This window comes from Geodermatophilus tzadiensis (assembly GCF_003002915.1).
Taxonomy (GTDB): domain Bacteria; phylum Actinomycetota; class Actinomycetes; order Mycobacteriales; family Geodermatophilaceae; genus Geodermatophilus; species Geodermatophilus tzadiensis.
On record NZ_PVTG01000013.1, the window covers coordinates 71,991 to 87,452 of the forward strand.

General features: G+C 74.7%; 13 protein-coding genes. 10 read left to right on the forward strand and 3 right to left on the reverse strand.

Annotated elements, in window-relative coordinates:
- Positions 1-49: 49 nt before the first annotated feature.
- Positions 50-787, reverse strand: coding sequence for a GntR family transcriptional regulator (locus LY71_RS16520; RefSeq protein WP_106279620.1), 738 nt, complete (start codon positions 785-787; stop codon positions 50-52).
- A gap of 212 nt (positions 788-999) precedes the next feature.
- Here LY71_RS16520 and iolC point away from each other — a divergent pair, with 212 nt between their 5' ends.
- The 9 genes from iolC (at position 1,000) to LY71_RS16565 (ending at position 11,142) form a co-directional block, all read left to right on the forward strand.
- Positions 1,000-1,992, forward strand: coding sequence for a 5-dehydro-2-deoxygluconokinase (gene iolC, locus LY71_RS16525; protein WP_211297382.1), 993 nt, complete (start codon positions 1,000-1,002; stop codon positions 1,990-1,992).
- Positions 1,985-2,908, forward strand: coding sequence for a class I fructose-bisphosphate aldolase (locus LY71_RS16530; RefSeq protein ID WP_211297383.1), 924 nt, complete (start codon positions 1,985-1,987; stop codon positions 2,906-2,908). The genes iolC and LY71_RS16530 overlap by 8 nt, the downstream gene beginning before the upstream one ends.
- Before the next feature lie 10 nt (positions 2,909-2,918).
- The gene (gene iolB / locus LY71_RS16535; protein ID WP_245887956.1) at positions 2,919-3,854 is read left to right on the forward strand and encodes a 5-deoxy-glucuronate isomerase; all 936 of its coding nucleotides are present in this window, start codon (positions 2,919-2,921) and stop codon (positions 3,852-3,854) included.
- Entirely contained in the window at positions 3,851-5,788 is a 1,938-nt protein-coding gene (gene iolD, locus LY71_RS16540) for a 3D-(3,5/4)-trihydroxycyclohexane-1,2-dione acylhydrolase (decyclizing) (RefSeq protein WP_106279622.1), read from the forward strand. The genes iolB and iolD overlap by 4 nt, the downstream gene beginning before the upstream one ends.
- A gap of 24 nt (positions 5,789-5,812) precedes the next feature.
- Entirely contained in the window at positions 5,813-6,769 is a 957-nt protein-coding gene (locus tag LY71_RS16545; RefSeq protein ID WP_106279624.1) for a sugar phosphate isomerase/epimerase family protein, read from the forward strand.
- Positions 6,766-7,833 (forward strand): Gfo/Idh/MocA family protein, encoded by a 1,068-nt coding sequence (locus tag LY71_RS16550; RefSeq protein WP_245887958.1) that lies wholly within the window; start codon positions 6,766-6,768, stop codon positions 7,831-7,833. Before LY71_RS16545 ends, LY71_RS16550 begins: the two co-directional genes overlap by 4 nt.
- Complete coding sequence (locus tag LY71_RS16555; protein WP_106279626.1) at positions 7,830-8,705, forward strand: sugar phosphate isomerase/epimerase family protein; 876 nt, start codon at positions 7,830-7,832, stop codon at positions 8,703-8,705. Before LY71_RS16550 ends, LY71_RS16555 begins: the two co-directional genes overlap by 4 nt.
- Before the next feature lie 10 nt (positions 8,706-8,715).
- Positions 8,716-10,209, forward strand: a complete 1,494-nt coding sequence (locus tag LY71_RS16560) for a CoA-acylating methylmalonate-semialdehyde dehydrogenase (RefSeq protein ID WP_106279628.1) — start codon at positions 8,716-8,718, stop codon at positions 10,207-10,209.
- 78 nt (positions 10,210-10,287) lie between these two features.
- Positions 10,288-11,142, forward strand: coding sequence for a mycofactocin-coupled SDR family oxidoreductase (locus LY71_RS16565; RefSeq protein WP_106279630.1), 855 nt, complete (start codon positions 10,288-10,290; stop codon positions 11,140-11,142).
- Positions 11,143-11,149: 7 nt separating this feature from the next.
- Here LY71_RS16565 and LY71_RS16570 read toward each other — a convergent pair whose 3' ends face one another.
- Positions 11,150-11,725, reverse strand: a complete 576-nt coding sequence (locus LY71_RS16570; protein WP_106279632.1) for an Lrp/AsnC family transcriptional regulator — start codon at positions 11,723-11,725, stop codon at positions 11,150-11,152.
- Positions 11,726-11,829: 104 nt separating this feature from the next.
- On the opposite strand from LY71_RS16570, the gene hppD reads away from it, so the two are divergent.
- Positions 11,830-13,035, forward strand: coding sequence for a 4-hydroxyphenylpyruvate dioxygenase (gene hppD / locus LY71_RS16575; RefSeq protein ID WP_106279634.1), 1,206 nt, complete (start codon positions 11,830-11,832; stop codon positions 13,033-13,035).
- 98 nt (positions 13,036-13,133) lie between these two features.
- On the opposite strand, the gene LY71_RS16580 is transcribed toward hppD, so the two are convergent.
- Positions 13,134-15,458: a transketolase-like TK C-terminal-containing protein gene (locus LY71_RS16580; protein WP_106279636.1), complete on the reverse strand. Its 2,325-nt coding sequence runs from the start codon at positions 15,456-15,458 to the stop codon at positions 13,134-13,136.
- Between the last annotated feature and the right edge of the window lie 4 nt (positions 15,459-15,462).

Genomic DNA, 15,462 nt, shown 5'->3' on the forward strand with positions numbered 1-15,462 from the left:
CCCGACGGGCAGCGACGGGCAGCGACGGGCGGGGACGGGAGGGTGCGCCTCAGCGGCCGACGAGCGTCGTCTCGAACTCGTAGCGGGAGGCGCGGTAGACGTGCCGGCCGTGCTCCACGGCGGCGCCCTTGTCGTCGAACGCGGTGCGCTCCATGGTCAGCAGCGCCGACCGCGGCGGCTCGTCGAGCAGCCGCGCCTCGTCGGCCCGGGCCAGTCGGGCGCCGATGCGCTGGTGCGCCACCCGCAGGTGGACACCCTGCCCGCGCAGGTACTGGTAGAGCCCGCGCTCGGCGAGCTCGGCCGGCGTCGGCTCGAACCGCCCGGGCAGGTAGTTGGTCAGGATCGCCAGCGGCTCGCCGCGGGTCCGGCGCAGCCGCCGCAGGGCGACGACCTCCGCCCCCGCGGTCAGGTCGAGCTCCTGGGCGACGTCGGCCGGCGCCGGCACCCGCTCCAGGGAGAGCACCTCGGTGGTGGGCGCCTCGCCGCCGCGCGCGAGGTCGTCGTAGAGGCTGGTCAGCTCGACCGAGCGGCGGACGTGCGGCGCGATGACCTGGGTGCCCACCCCGCGCTTGCGCACGAGCAGCCCCTTGTCCACGAGCTCCTGCACGGCACGGCGGACGGTGGGCCGCGACAGCCCGTAGTGCTGGGCGAGGAGGAGCTCGTTCTCCAGCTTCGACCCCGCGGGCAGGCTGCCGTCGGTGATCGCCCGCTCGAGGGCCTGCGACAGCTGGAAGTACAGCGGCGTGGGGCTGGAGCGGTCGATGTCGAAGGTCGGCGTGACGGCCACCTGGTCCTCCTCGTGCGCACGCCGGCGGACGGCTCCGGCAGGGCGCCCCCGGATGATCGCACCCGGCGCGGTGCGCCCACCTCCCCACGTCGGGGCATCCCGACGTCTGCACGTCCTGCTGTGCTTATGTCCTGACAAAGTCTTGACGCGTGCCTGTGCGGTGGAGCACAGTCCCAGTCACCGCAGGACGACGCACGAGGACGGAGCACACCGTGCAGAACGCACCCGACGTGGTGGTCATGGGCCGCAGCGGCGTCGACGTCTACCCGCTGCAGGTGGGCGTCGGCCTCGAGGACGTCGAGACCTTCGGCAAGTACCTGGGCGGCAGCGCCGCGAACGTCGCGGTGGCCGCCGCACGGCTCGGCGAGACCGTCGCGCTGGTCACCGGGGTCGGCGACGACCCCTTCGGCCGGTTCGTGCGGCGGGCGCTGCGCGACCTGTCGGTCGACGACCGGTTCGTCGTCGTCGACCCCGAGCACCCGACGCCGGTGACCTTCTGCGAGGTCTTCCCGCCCGACGACTTCCCGCTGTGGTTCTACCGCCGGCCCACCGCGCCCGACCTGCAGGTGCGCCCCGCCGACCTCGACCTCGACGCCGTCCGCGACGCCCGGCTGTTCTGGGCCACGGTCACCGGCCTGTCCGAGGAACCCTCCCGCTCGGCCCACCACGCCGCCTGGGAGGCCCGCGGACGGCGGCGCCACACCGTGCTCGACCTCGACTACCGGCCGGTCTTCTGGTCCTCCCCCGAGGAGGCGTCCGCGCAGGTCCGGGCGGCGCTGCCGCACGTGACCGTGGCCGTCGGCAACCGCGAGGAGTGCGAGGTCGCCACCGGCGAGACCGATCCCGACCGTGCCGCCGACGCGCTGCTCGACGCCGGCCTCGAGCTCGCCGTGGTCAAGCAGGGCCCCCGCGGCGTCCTCGGCAGGACCCGCACCGAGCGGGTGGTCGTGCCGCCCACGCCGGTCGAGGTGGTCAACGGCCTCGGTGCCGGTGACGCCTTCGGCGGCTCGCTGGTGCACGGCCTGCTCGCCGGCCTGCCGCTGGAGCAGGTGCTGCGCAACGCCAACGCGGCCGGGGCGATCGTCGCCTCGCGCCTGGAGTGCTCGACCGCGATGCCGACCGCCGCCGAGGTCGCCGCGCACGTCGCCGCGCACGCCCCCTCCCCCACCCCCACCCGTGGCCGCATGGAGAGCACCCGTGTCTGACACCGCCCTGGACCTGCCCGACGTCGTCACCGGCGCACCCCTCTGCGCCACCTACGCCGAGGTCACCGAGCTGCGCAGCCGCCACCCCGAGGCCATCGGGCAGGCGCTGGCCACCCGCCGCCGGCGCCCGGCGTTCCTCCCCGACGACGGCCGGCTGATGCTGGTCGCCGCCGACCACCCCGCCCGCGGCGCGCTGGCCGCGCAGGGCCGCGCGACGGCGATGAACAGCCGCACCGACATGCTCGACCGGCTGCGCACCGCGCTGGCCCGGCCCGGCGTCGACGGCCTGCTGGCCACCGCCGACATCGCCGAGGACCTCCTGCTCCTGGGGGCGCTGGAGGACAAGGTCGTCGTCGCCTCGATGAACCGCGGCGGCCTGGCCGGCTCCACCTTCGAGATGGACGACCGGATGACCGCCTACGACGTGCGCGGCGTGGTCGAGGCCCGCTTCGACGCGGCCAAGATGCTCAACCGCTTCGACCTCGACGACCCCGGCACCGTGGTGTCGATGGAGTCGGCCGGCCGCGCGGTCACCGAGCTAGCCCGCGCCGGGGTCGTCGCCATGCTCGAGCCGTTCCTGTCCCGCCGGGTCGACGGCCGGGTGGTCAACGACCTCTCCCCCGACGCGGTCATCAGGAGCGTGCACATCGCCCAGGGCCTGGGCGCCACGTCGGCCTACACCTGGCTCAAGCTGCCGGTCGTCGACGAGATGGCGCGGGTCATGGACGCGACCACGCTGCCCACGCTGCTGCTCGGCGGCGACCCCTCCCGGCGCCCGGAGGAGACCTACGCGCAGTGGCGCGACGCGCTGGCGCTGCCCTCGGTGCGCGGCCTGGTGGTCGGGCGCACGCTGCTCTACCCGCCCGACGACGACGTCGAGGCCGCGGTGGACACCGCCGTCTCCCTTGTCCACTGAGGAGGACCCCGTGACCGCCACCGTGCCCGCCACCGCACCCGACACCCGGTCCCTGCACCTGCCCGCCGGCAGCGCCGCCGCCGGGGCCTACGCCCTCGAGGTCACCCCCGAGTCCGCCGGCTGGGGCCACTCCGGCCTGCGCGTCCTCGAGCTGGCCCCAGGCGGCACGCACACCCTGTCCACCGGCGAGGACGAGGTCGTCGTCGTCCCGCTGTCGGGCGGGCTGGCCGTCTCCTGCGACGGACACGACCTCACCCTGGCCGGGCGGCCGGACGTCTTCGCCGGGCCGACCGACTTCGCCTACCTCCCGCGCGAGGCCACCGCGCAGCTCACCAGCGAGCGCGGCGGCCGGTTCGCCCTCTGCAGCGCCCGCGCGAGCCGGCGGCTGCCGGTCCGCCACGGGCCCGCGGCCGGCGTACCGGTCGAGCTGCGCGGGGCCGGCGCCTGCAGCCGGCAGGTCAACAACTTCGCCACCGCCGGCGTCTTCGAGGCCGACGCGGTCATCGCCTGCGAGGTGATCACCCCGGGCGGCAACTGGTCGAGCTACCCGCCGCACAAGCACGACGAGACCAGCGACGCCGAGACCGAGCTCGAGGAGATCTACTACTTCGAGGTCGCCCCCGGCCCGCAGGGTCAGGCCGGCCTGGCCTACCACCGGGTGTACGGCACCCCCGAGCGACCCATCGACGTGCTCGCCGAGGTCCGCGACCGCGACGTCGTCCTCGTGCCGCACGGCTGGCACGGCCCCTCGATCGCCGCCCCCGGGCACGACCTCTACTACCTCAACGTCATGGCCGGCCCCGGCCCCGAGCGGGCCTGGCGCATCGTCGACGACCCCGAGCACGCCTGGGTGCGCGACACCTGGACGCAGCAGGACGTCGACCCGCGGCTGCCCCTGCACTCCCCTCCCACCAGCCCCGACCAGAACGGAGCGACCCGACCGTGAGCGCGCCGTCCTCCCCCCCGGCCCGGACCGAGACCGTCCGGCTGACCGTCGCCCAGGCGGTCGTGCGGTTCCTCGCCCAGCAGCACACCGAGCGCGACGGGCAGCGCCAGCGGCTGTTCGCCGGCTGCCTGGGCATCTTCGGCCACGGCAACGTCGCCGGCCTCGGCCAGGCGCTGCTGCAGGCCGAGCTCGACGAGCCCGGTGCCCTGCCCTACGTGCTGGGCCGCAACGAGCAGGCCGTGGTGCACACCGCCGTCGCCTACGCCCGGGCGAAGGACCGGCTGCAGACCTGGGCGATCTCGACCAGCGTGGGGCCCGGCTCGACCAACACCCTCACCGGCGCGGCGCTGGCCACCATCAACCGGCTGCCGGTGCTGCTGCTGCCCGCCGACACCTTCGCCACCCGCTCGGCCGGGTCGCTGCTGCAGGAGCTGGAGCTGCCCGCCTCCGGCGACGTGACCGTCAACGACGCCTTCCGGCCCGTGTCGCGGTACTTCGACCGCATCTGGCGGCCCGAGCAGCTGCCCGGCGCGCTGCTGGGCGCCATGCGGGTGCTCACCGACCCCGCCGAGACCGGCGCGGTCACCCTCTGCTTCCCGCAGGACGTGCAGGCCGAGGCCTTCGACTGGCCGGTGGAGCTGTTCGCCGAGCGCACCTGGCACGTCGGCCGGCCGCTGCCCGAGCGCGCCGCGCTGCAGCGCGCCGTCGCGGCGATCCGCGCGGCCCGCCGGCCGCTGGTCGTGGCCGGCGGCGGGGTCGTCTACTCCCACGCCACCGAGGCCCTCGACGCGTTCGCCGCCGCCACCGGCGTCCCGGTCGCCCAGACGCAGGCCGGCAAGGGCGCGCTGCCCTTCGACCACCCGCAGTCGGTGGGGGCCATCGGCTCCACCGGGACGACGGCGGCCAACGCCCTGGCCCGCGAGGCCGACGTCGTCATCGGGATCGGCACCCGCTACCAGGACTTCACCACCGCCTCCCGCACCGCCTTCAGCGACCCCGGCGTGCGCTTCGTCAACGTCAACGTCGCCTCCCCCGACGTGGTCAAGCACGCCGGGATCGCGGTGCAGGCCGACGCCCGCGAGGCGCTCACCGCGCTGACCGACGCGCTGGCCGGCTGGTCGGTCGAGGACGCCTACCGGGCCCGCACGGCCGAGCTCGCCGCCGCGTGGGAGGCCACCGTCGAGGCCGCCTACCACCCGCCGGTGCCCAGCGCCGGCGAGGGCGGCCGGCTCACCCAGAACGAGGTCATCGGCCTGGTCAACGAGGTGTCGGCACCCCGCGACGTGGTGGTCTGCGCCGCCGGCTCCATGCCCGGCGACCTGCACAAGATGTGGCGGGTCCGCGACCCCAAGGGCTACCACGTCGAGTACGGCTACTCGTGCATGGGCTACGAGATCCCCGGCGGCATCGGCATCCGGATGGCCGCCCCCGACCGCGACGTGTTCGTCATGATCGGCGACGGCTCCTACCTGATGATGCCGACCGAGCTGGTCACCGCCGTCCAGGAGGGCGTCAAGATCGTCGTCGTCCTGGTGCAGAACCACGGCTTCGCCTCGATCGGCGCGCTGTCCGAGCAGCTGGGCTCCCAGCGGTTCGGCACCCGCTACCGCGCCCGCGCCGCCAACGGCCGGCTCGAGGGCGACGTGCTGCCGGTCGACCTGGCCGCCAACGCCGCCAGCCTCGGCGTCGACGTCCTCACCGCCCAGGACGGCCCGAGCCTGGAGGCCGCCCTGCGCAAGGCCAAGGCCAGCGACCGCACCACCGTCGTCCACGTCGAGACCGACCCGCTGGTCGACGCCCCCTCCAGCGAGTCGTGGTGGGACGTGCCGGTCAGCGAGGTCTCCACCCTCGAGTCCACGCAGCGCGCCCGCGGGGTCTACGAGCAGTGGAAGGCCCGCCAGCACCCCTACCTGACGCCGTCCGAGCGTTCCTGAGCACCCCTCCGAGGAGAGGAAGACATGACCGTGCAGCAGCCCGGAGGCGCCCGCATCCGCGTCGGGTCGGCACCCGACTCGTGGGGCGTCTGGTTCCCCGACGACCCCCAGCAGGTGCCCTGGCCGCGCTTCCTCGACGAGGTCAGCGCCGCCGGCTACGAGTGGATCGAGCTCGGCCCCTACGGCTACCTGCCTCCCGACCCCGCCCGGCTGGCCGACGAGCTGGCCGCCCGCGGCCTGCGCGTCTCGGCCGGGACGGTGTTCGAGCACCTGCACCGCCCCGACGCCTGGAACGACGTGTGGCGGCAGGTCGGCGACGTCGCGACGCTCACCGCCGCGATGGGCGGCACCCACGTGGTGGTCATCCCCGACGTCTGGCGCGACCACAGGACCGGCGAGGCCATCGAGCCCCGCGAGCTCACCGCCGAGGCCTGGGCGCGCCTGGCCGCGGGCGTCGACCGGCTCGGCCGCGCGGTGCAGGAGGAGTACGGGCTGTCCATCGCCTTCCACCCGCACGCCGACAGCCACGTCGGCCGCCAGCCCGACATCGAGCGCTTCCTCGCCGAGACCGACCCGCGGTACGTCCCCCTCTGCCTGGACACCGGGCACGTCAGCTACTACGGCGGGGACAACCTCGACCTCATCCGCCGCTTCCCCGAGCGGATCGGCTACCTGCACCTCAAGCAGGTCGACCCGGCCGTGATCGAGCGGGTGCACGCCGAGGACGTCCCGTTCCCGCAGGCCGTGCAGCTCGGCGCCATGATCGAGCCGCCACACGGCGTGCCGGACCTGCCGCCGCTGCTCGAGGAGGTCGACCGGCTGGGCCTGGACGTGTTCGCCATCGTCGAGCACGACCTCTACCCCTGCCCGCCCGACGTGCCGCTGCCCATCGCACAGCGCACCCACCGGCTCATCGGCTCCTGCGGGCTGCCCTCGCTGCAGATCGGCCGGCCCCGCACCCCCGTGGCGGAGCAGGCGTGACCGCCGCCGAGGTCCTGCCCGCCGCGGCGCCGGCCGGGGCGGAGGCCGCGGACCTGCGCGTCGCCGTCCTCGGCGTCGGCCTGATGGGCGCCGACCACGTCGCCCGGCTGTCCCGCCGGGTGTCCGGGGCCCGCGTGACCGTGGTCAGCGACGCGGCCACCGACCGCGCCGACCAGGTCGCCGCCGAGGTGCCCGGCTGCCGCGTGGTCCCCGACCCGCTGGCCGCGATCGCCGACCCCGAGGTCGACGCCGTCGTCGTCGCCAGCCCCGGCCGCTTCCACGAGGAGCAGGTGCTCGCCTGCATCGAGCGCGGCGTCCCGGTGCTGTGCGAGAAACCGCTGACCATGGACGCCGGCAGCTCGCTGGCCGTCGTCCGCGCCGAGGACGCGTACACCGCGCGCACCGGGCGCCGGCTGGTGCAGGTCGGGTTCATGCGCCGCTTCGACCCCGAGTACGCCGCGCTGCGCGAGCTGGTCGCCTCCGGCGGCCTCGGCGAGCCGCTGCTGGTGCACTGCGCGCACCGCAACCCCGCCGTGCCCCCGGGCGTGACCACCGAGTCGGTCGTCAACGACTCCGTGGTGCACGAGGTCGACGTCGCCCGCTTCCTGCTCGGCGAGGAGATCGCCGCGGTCACCGTGCTGCGCCCCCGGTCCACCCGGCGCGCCGCCGAGGGCCTGTCCGACCCGCTGGTGGTGCTCCTGGAGACGACCGGCGGCCGGCTGGTCGACGTCGAGTGCTTCGTCAGCACCGGCCTGGCCTACGAGGTGCGCACCGAGGTCGTCGGCGAGGACGGCAGCGCGCTGATCGGCCTGGACTCCGGCGTCGTCCGGCTGTCCGCCGGCACCGGCGGCGCCGTGCGCGGCCGGACGGGCGCCCCCGGCTTCCGGGAGCGCTTCGGCCGCGCCTACGACATCGAGGTGCAGCGCTGGGTGGACGCCGCCCGGTACGGCGGGATCGACGGCCCCGGCGTGTGGGACGGCTACGCCGCCCAGGCGGTCTGCGCCGCCGGCGTGGAGGCGCTGCGCACCGGCCGGCGCACCGAGGTCCGGATGGAGGAGCGATGAGGATCGCGCTGGACCCGCAGATGCTGCGGACGACGCCCCTGCTGGAGCTGCCCGACGTGGTGGCGTCCATGGGTTACGAGTGGATCGAGCTCTCGCCCCGCGAGGACCTCGTCCCCTTCTTCAAGCACCCCCGCATCGACACCGCCACCGTCCGGGCGTTCAAGTCCCGGCTGGCCGACGCCGGCGTCGGGATCACCTCGGTGCTGCCGGTCATGCGCTGGTCGGGGCCCGGCGAGGTGGAGCGGCAGGCGGCCGTCCGGTACTGGAAGCGCGCCCTCGAGATCTGCGTCGAGCTCGGCGTGGACACGATGAACAGCGAGTTCAACGGCCGGCCCGAGGCGCCCGAGCTCGCCGAGGCGATGTTCTGGCGCTCGATGGAGGAGCTGCTGCCGCTGTTCGAGCGCGAGGGCGTCAAGCTGGCGCTCGAGCCGCACCCCGACGACTTCATCGAGCTCGGGCACCCGGCGATCGACATGGTCCGCGGCATCGACAGCCCCTGCGTGTCCTTCCTGTACTGCCTGCCGCACACGTTCCACCAGGGCGACGACGCGCCGGGGATCATCGCGCACGCCGGCGACCTGCTCACCCACGTGCACGTGGCCGACTCGATGGACCACCGGGCCTCCGACGGGCTGCGGTACATCACCAACCCGCCGGGCAACACCACCCGTGTGCACCAGCACATGGAGATCGGCCGGGGCGACGTCGACTTCGACGAGGCCTTCGCCGCCCTGGCCGGCATCGGCTTCGACGGCGTCCTGACCACCTGCGTCTTCGGCTGGGACGAGCAGGCCCGCGAGGCGGGCACCCGGATGCTGCAGGCCATCCGCGAGCTGGTCACCAAGCACTTCCCCGACACCCCCCTTCCCTGAGAGGTCCCCCATGCCCACCGCCATCCCGCACTGGATCGACGGCGCCCGCCGCGCGGGCACCAGCGGCCGCACCGGCGAGGTCACCGACTCCGCGACCGGCGAGGTCACCGGCGAGGTCGCCCTCGCCAGCGTCGAGGAGGTCGACGCGGCCGTCGCCGCCGCCACGGCCGCCTACCCCGCCTGGCGGGACACCTCGCTGGCCAAGCGCACCGCGGTGCTCTTCCGCTTCCGCGAGCTGCTCAACGCCCGCAAGCCCGAGCTCGCCGCGATCATCACCGCCGAGCACGGCAAGGTCCTCGACGACGCCCTCGGCGAGGTCTCCCGCGGCCAGGAGGTCGTCGAGTACGCCTGCGGCGTCCCCTCGCTGGTCCGCGGCGGGTTCACCGAGAACGCCTCGACCAACGTCGACGTGCACTCCATCCGCCAGCCGCTGGGCCCCGTCGCGGTGATCAGCCCGTTCAACTTCCCGGCGATGGTCCCCATGTGGTTCTTCCCCGTCGCGATCGCCACCGGCAACACCGTCGTCCTCAAGCCCAGCGAGCAGGACCCCTCGGCGGCGCTCTGGATGGCCGAGCTGTGGCAGGAGGCCGGGCTGCCCGACGGCGTGTTCAACGTCGCCCAGGGCGACAAGGTCGCCGTCGACCGCCTGCTCGAGCACCCCGACGTCAAGGCGGTGTCCTTCGTCGGCTCCACCGACGTCGCCCGCTACGTCTACGAGACCGGCACCCGGCACGGCAAGCGCGTGCAGGCCCTCGGCGGCGCGAAGAACCACATGGTCGTCCTGCCCGACGCCGACCTCGACCTGGCCGCCGACCAGGCGGTCAACTCCGGCTTCGGCTCGGCCGGCGAGCGGTGCATGGCGATCAGCGCGGTGCTCGCCGTCGGCGGCATCGGCGACGACCTCGTCGCCCGGATCGCCGAGCGGACGAGGACCCTGCGCACCGGTGACGGCCGCAAGGGCTGCGACATGGGCCCGCTGATCAGCCGGCGGCACCGCGACCGCGTCGCCTCCTACGTCGAGGCCGGCGAGCAGCAGGGCGCGAAGGTCGTCGTCGACGGCCGGCAGGTGCAGCCCGACGGCGGGGAGGACGGCTTCTGGCTCGGCCCCACGCTGGTCGACCACGTCGAGCCGCACATGAGCGTCTACACCGACGAGATCTTCGGCCCGGTGCTGTCGGTGCTGCGGGTGGACACCTACGAGCACGCCGTCGAGCTGATCAACCGCAACGAGTACGGCAACGGCACCGCGATCTTCACCAACGACGGCGGCGCCGCCCGGCGCTTCCAGCACGAGGTGGAGGTCGGGATGATCGGCATCAACGTGCCCATCCCGGTCCCGATGGCCTACTACTCCTTCGGCGGCTGGAAGAACAGCCTCTTCGGCGACTCCCACGCCCACGGCGCCGAGGGCGTGCACTTCTACACCCGGGGCAAGGTCGTCACCTCCCGCTGGCTCGACCCCAGCCACGGCGGCCTCAACCTGGGCTTCCCGCAGAACGTGTGATGCCCGGCCGGCGCCGGCGGGACCCGTCCCCGCCGGCGCCGGCCGCTCCCTCCCCCACCCCGCACGAGGAACGAGGACATGGCCCAGACAGCGTTCGACCCGCACCGCTTCGCCGGCCGGGTCGCCTTCATCAGCGGCGCCGGGCGCGGCCAGGGCCGGCAGTTCGCCGTCGACCTGGCGAAGGAGGGCGCCGACGTCATCGGCTTCGACATCTGCGAGGACATCCCCGGCGCCAGCACCCCCATGGCCACCAAGGCCGACCTCGAGGAGACCCGCGCCCTGGTCGAGGCCGCCGGCCGGCGGATGGTCGCCGAGCGCGCCGACGTCCGCGACTACGCCTCCGTCGAGGCGGTGCTCCGGAAGGGCCTGGCCGAGTTCGGCCGGGTCGACGTCGTGGTGGCCAACGCCGGCATCTGCTGCGGCGCGGGGCCGTTCTGGGAGATCGGCCTGCAGGAGTGGAGGGACACCGTCGAGACCGACCTCACCGGCGTCTGGCACACCGTCCGCGCCGCCACCCCGGCGATGATCGAGGGCGGCCGCGGCGGCGCGATCATCATGATCGCCTCAGCGGGGGCGACGAAGGGCTTCCCGAACATCACCCACTACGTGGCGGCCAAGACCGCGTTGGTGGGGATGCTCAAGCCGATGGCCGCCGAGCTCGGCCCGCACTCCATCCGGGTCAACGCGCTCTCGCCGACCAACGTCAACACCGCCATCTACATGACCGAGACGAACAAGCGGCTCTTCCTCCCGGACAACCCCGCCCCGACCGACGAGGAGTACGAGCTCGCCTCCCGGCCGCAGCACGTGCTGCCCATCGGCTGGATGGAGACCCGGGACACCTCGGCCGCGCTGCGCTACCTGGCCTCCGACGACGCCCGCTACGTCACCGGGCTGGAGCTGCGCGTCGACGCCGGCGTGGTGCTGCGCTGAGTCGGGTTCAGCGGTCGGGGTCCGCGCGCCGGTAGGGCGAGCGGCCCGACCCGCTGGCCGCCTCGGCGGCCAGCAACGGCAGCGTCCGCCAGGCCACCAGCTCGGAGAGCACCACCACGCTGGTCGAGCGGACCACCGCCGCCGAGCGGTTGAGGTCGACCAGGATCTGCTGCAGCGCCTCGTGCGAGCCCGCCGCCACCCGGCACAGCACGTCGCCGCTGCCGGTGGTCGCGTGCGCCTCCAGCACGCCGGGGATGGCCTCCAGGTCGCGGCGGACGGCGTCGATGGCGCCCTGCGCGATCTCCAGGGTGACGAACGCCTGCACGCCGCACCCCGCGGCGGCGACGTCGACGTCCGGCCCGTAGCCGGTGACCACGCCGGCCTCCTCCAGGCGCGCCAGCCGGGCGGTCACCGTCGCGCGGGCCACGCCGGTGACCCGGGAGAGCTCCAGGTCGCCGGCGCGGCGGTGCTCGCGCAGCGCGGCGAGCAGGGCGACGTCGAGCGCGTCGAGCGGCCGGCCCAGGGTCACGTGCGCCTCCAGCTGTGCGGTCTGCACACCTCGGTGCGGGTACAGCTGTGCCATCTGAGCACACCGGGCAGCCGCAGCGACACCGGTTGCCCAGCCGGATGAGCGGGTGTGCGCTCCACCCGACGCTGCCGGCACGCGCCCGACGGGAGACGGAGACGATGAGCCTCGACCAGGTCCTCAACGACGAGGAGCGGCTCGCCCGCCTCGACCTCGACCAGCTCCGGCAGCTCGTCGGGCTGGTCGAGCACGACGACTCCGCCGATCCGTTCCCGGTGTCGGGGTGGGACGCGCTGGTGTGGGTGGTGGGCAACGCGCTGCAGACCGCGCACTTCCTGCAGTCGGCGTTCGGCATGGAGTTGGTGGCCTACTCCGGCCCGGAGACCGGCAACCGCGACCACTGCGCCTACGTGCTGCGCTCGGGTGCCGCGCGGTTCGTCGTCCAGGGCGCCTACGACCCCGACAGCCCGCTGGCCGACCACCACCGCCGGCACGGCGACGGCATCGCCGACATCGCGCTGGCCGTCCCCGACGTCGACCGCTGCGTCGCGCACGCCCGGGCGCAGGGCGCCACCGTGCTCGAGGAGCCGCACGACCTCACCGACGAGCACGGCACCGTGCGGCGCGCGGCGATCGCCGCCTACGGCGACACCCGGCACAGCCTGGTCGACCGCTCCCGCTACTCCGGCCCCTACCTGCCCGGCCACGTCGCGCGGACCTCGTCCTACGTGCCCCGCCCGGGCCGGCCGCGGCGGCTGTTCCAGGCCGTCGACCACGTCGTGGGCAACGTCGAGCTCGGCGCGATGGACACCTGGGTGGACTTCTACAACCGCGTCATGGGGTTCACCAACATGGCCGAGTTCATCGGCGCGGACATCGCCACCGACTACTCGGCGCTGATGAGCAAGGTGGTGGCCAACGGCAACCACCGGGTGAAGTTCCCGCTCAACGAGCCGGCGATCGGCAGGAAGCGGTCGCAGATCGACGAGTACCTGGACTTCCACCGCGGCCCGGGTGCCCAGCACGTGGCGCTGGCGACCACCGACATCCTGGCCACCGTCGACGCGATGCGCGCCGAGGGCGTGGAGTTCCTGTCCACCCCGGACTCCTACTACTCCGACCCCGAGCTGCGGGCGCGGATCGGCGAGGTGCGGGTGCCGATCGAGGAGCTGCAGGCCCGCGGGATCCTGGTCGACCGCGACGAGGACGGCTACCTGCTGCAGATCTTCACCCGGCCCACCGGCGACCGGCCGACGGTGTTCTTCGAGTTCATCGAGCGGCACGGCTCGCTGGGCTTCGGCAGGGGCAACTTCAAGGCGCTGTTCGAGGCCATCGAGCGCGAGCAGGCCCGGCGCGGCAACTTCTGACCTCCCCCGCGTGCCCGCCGGGTGGGCAGTTGCGGTTGCCCGCGACGGCGGGTCCGCGCGTGTCGCCGGCCACGACTGCCCATTCGGCCGGGCGCTCCTCAGTCGACCAGGTCGAGGGCGGCGCCCACCAGCGAGTCGACGTCGAGGCCGTGGGCGCGGTAGACGCTGTCGAGGTCGCCGCTCTGGCCGAAGCGGGTCACGCCCAGGTGCGTGGCCGGCACGCCGCGGACGCCGGCCAGGAACGCCAGCGTGTGCGGGTGGCCGTCGAGCACGGTGACCAGCGGAGCGGCCCGGTCGGCCGGGAAGGCCGCGTCGAGCACCCAGCCGGGGGCCTCGTCCAGGCCGCGGCGGGCCTGCACCGCCCGGAACAGCAGGTCGGGGCTGGTCACCACGACGACGTCGGCGGGGAAGCCGAGCGCGTCGAGCCGCTCGGCGGCGGCCAGCGCCTCGGGGACGACGGCGCCCACCGCGGCGAGGGTGACCGCCGGGCGCGGCACCCGGCGCAGCGGGTAGGCGCCGGCCACGACCTGCCGGCGGCGCCGCTCGCGGGCCGCGGGGTCGGCCGGGACGGCGGCCAGCGCCTGGTCCACCGGCCGGGTGGAGAGCCGGACGTAGGAGCTCGACCCGCCGGGGCGCCCCATCTGCCCGAGCGCGGCCAGCAGGCACCACTCGGTGTCGAGGGCGAAGGCCGGCTCGTAGGACAGGCAGCCGGGCTGCTCCAGCCCGATGGACGGCGTGGTGATCGACTGGTGGGCGCCGCCCTCGGGGGCCAGCGTGACACCCGACGGCGTGCCGACCAGCAGCGACTGCCCGCCGGCGTAGACCGTGAACGACCACGGCTCCAGCGCCCGCTCGACGAACGGGTCGTAGAGGACGCCGATCGGCAGCAGCGGCTGGCCCCAGCGCGACCAGGTGGCGCCCAGCTCGCCGAGGACGCCGACCAGGTTGGTCTCGGCGATGCCCAGCTCCACGTGCTGGCCCGACGGCTTCTCCCGCCAGTGCAGGATCGTCTCGGCGTCGTCGGCGAACCAGTCGCGCCGGTCCTCGTGCGACCAGACGCCGACCTTGTTCACCCAGCCGCCGAGGTTGGTCGAGCTCGACACGTCGGGGCTGACGGTGACCACCCGCCGGCCCACCTCCGGCGCGGCCCGGTTGAGGTCGAGCAGCGTGCGGCCCAGCGCGGCCTGGGTGGTCGCCGTCCCCGAGGGGGTGCGGCCCAGGTCGGCCGGCACCGGCGGCGGCGTCGGCGCCGGGACGTCGGCGCGGCGCAGCCGGCCGGCGGCCGCGGCGAGCAGCCGCCCCGGCGCGCTGTCGGCCGGGAAGCCCGCCCACGGCTGCGCGGGGTCGACGCCGACGGACGCGGCCAGCTCGTGCAGCTGGGCCTCGGTCAGCAGCGCCGAGTGGTTCTGCGGGTGGCCCTCGGTGGCCAGCCCGTAGCCCTTGAGCGTGTAGGCGAGAACCACGGTGGGCCGGGTGTCGTCGATCCGCGTGAACGCCTGGCGCAGCGCGGCGAGGTCGTGGCCGCCGAGGTTGCGCACCGCCGCGACCAGCTCGTCGTCGGGCACGCCGGCGACGAGCGCGGCGACGTCGTCGGCGCCGGGTCCCTCCCCGGGCAGCGTCCGCCGGACCTCGGCCGGTGTCCGGCGCAGCATCCGCTGGTACTCGGCGTTGCTCATCCCGTCGATGCGGTCGCGCAGCGCCGGCCCGCCGGGGCGGGTGAACAGCTCCTCGAGCAGCCGGCCGTACTTGACGGTGAGCACCTGCCAGCCGGCGGCGGCGAACATGCCCTGCAGCCGGGTGGCGCCCATGGTGGGGACGACGCGGTCGAGCGACTGCCGGTTGAGGTCGACCACCCAGACGACCTCACCCAGGTCGGCGACCATCGGGTCGAGGACGGCCTCCCAGATCGCGCCCTCGTCGAGCTCGGCGTCGCCGACCAGCGACCACTGCCGGCCGGTGCCGCCCGCGCCGAAGCGGGTGTTGACGTAGCGGCGGGCCAGCGCGCCCCAGATCGGCGCGGTGGCGCCGATGCCGACGCTGCCGGTCGAGTAGTCCGCCGGGACGGGGTCCTTCAGCCGCGACGGGTAGGACTGCAGCCCGCCGAACGAGCGCAGCGTGGTCAGCCAGGAGGCGTCGAGCTGCCCGAGCAGGAACTCCAGCGCGTGCAGCACCGGGGAGGCGTGCGGCTTGACGCTCACCCGGTCGTCGGCGCGCAGGTGCTCCAGCCACAGCGCCGTCATGACCGTGACCATCGACGCGCTGGAGGCCTGGTGGCCGCCCACCTTCAGGCCCGAGGGGTTCGGCCGCACCCGGTTGGCGTGGTCCACGACCGCCGTCGCCAGCCACAGCACGCGCTGCTCGACCTCCCGCAGCGCGGCGTCGTCGGAGCCGGTGGCGGGGGGCCGCGGGGCGGTCAGCGTCATGGCT

What these genes read in the sequence shown, in the direction of transcription:
- LY71_RS16565 (WP_106279630.1), top strand. Translation starts at nt 10,288, where the DNA reads ATGGCCCAGACAGCGTTCGACCCGCACCGCTTCGCCGGCCGGGTCGCC.
- hppD (WP_106279634.1), top strand. Translation starts at nt 11,830, where the DNA reads ATGAGCCTCGACCAGGTCCTCAACGACGAGGAGCGGCTCGCCCGCCTC.
- LY71_RS16555 (WP_106279626.1), top strand. Translation starts at nt 7,830, where the DNA reads ATGAGGATCGCGCTGGACCCGCAGATGCTGCGGACGACGCCCCTGCTG.
- LY71_RS16560 (WP_106279628.1), top strand. Translation starts at nt 8,716, where the DNA reads ATGCCCACCGCCATCCCGCACTGGATCGACGGCGCCCGCCGCGCGGGC.
- LY71_RS16570 (WP_106279632.1), bottom strand. Translation starts at nt 11,725, where the DNA reads ATGGCACAGCTGTACCCGCACCGAGGTGTGCAGACCGCACAGCTGGAG.
- LY71_RS16580 (WP_106279636.1), bottom strand. Translation starts at nt 15,458, where the DNA reads ATGACGCTGACCGCCCCGCGGCCCCCCGCCACCGGCTCCGACGACGCC.
- LY71_RS16545 (WP_106279624.1), top strand. Translation starts at nt 5,813, where the DNA reads ATGACCGTGCAGCAGCCCGGAGGCGCCCGCATCCGCGTCGGGTCGGCA.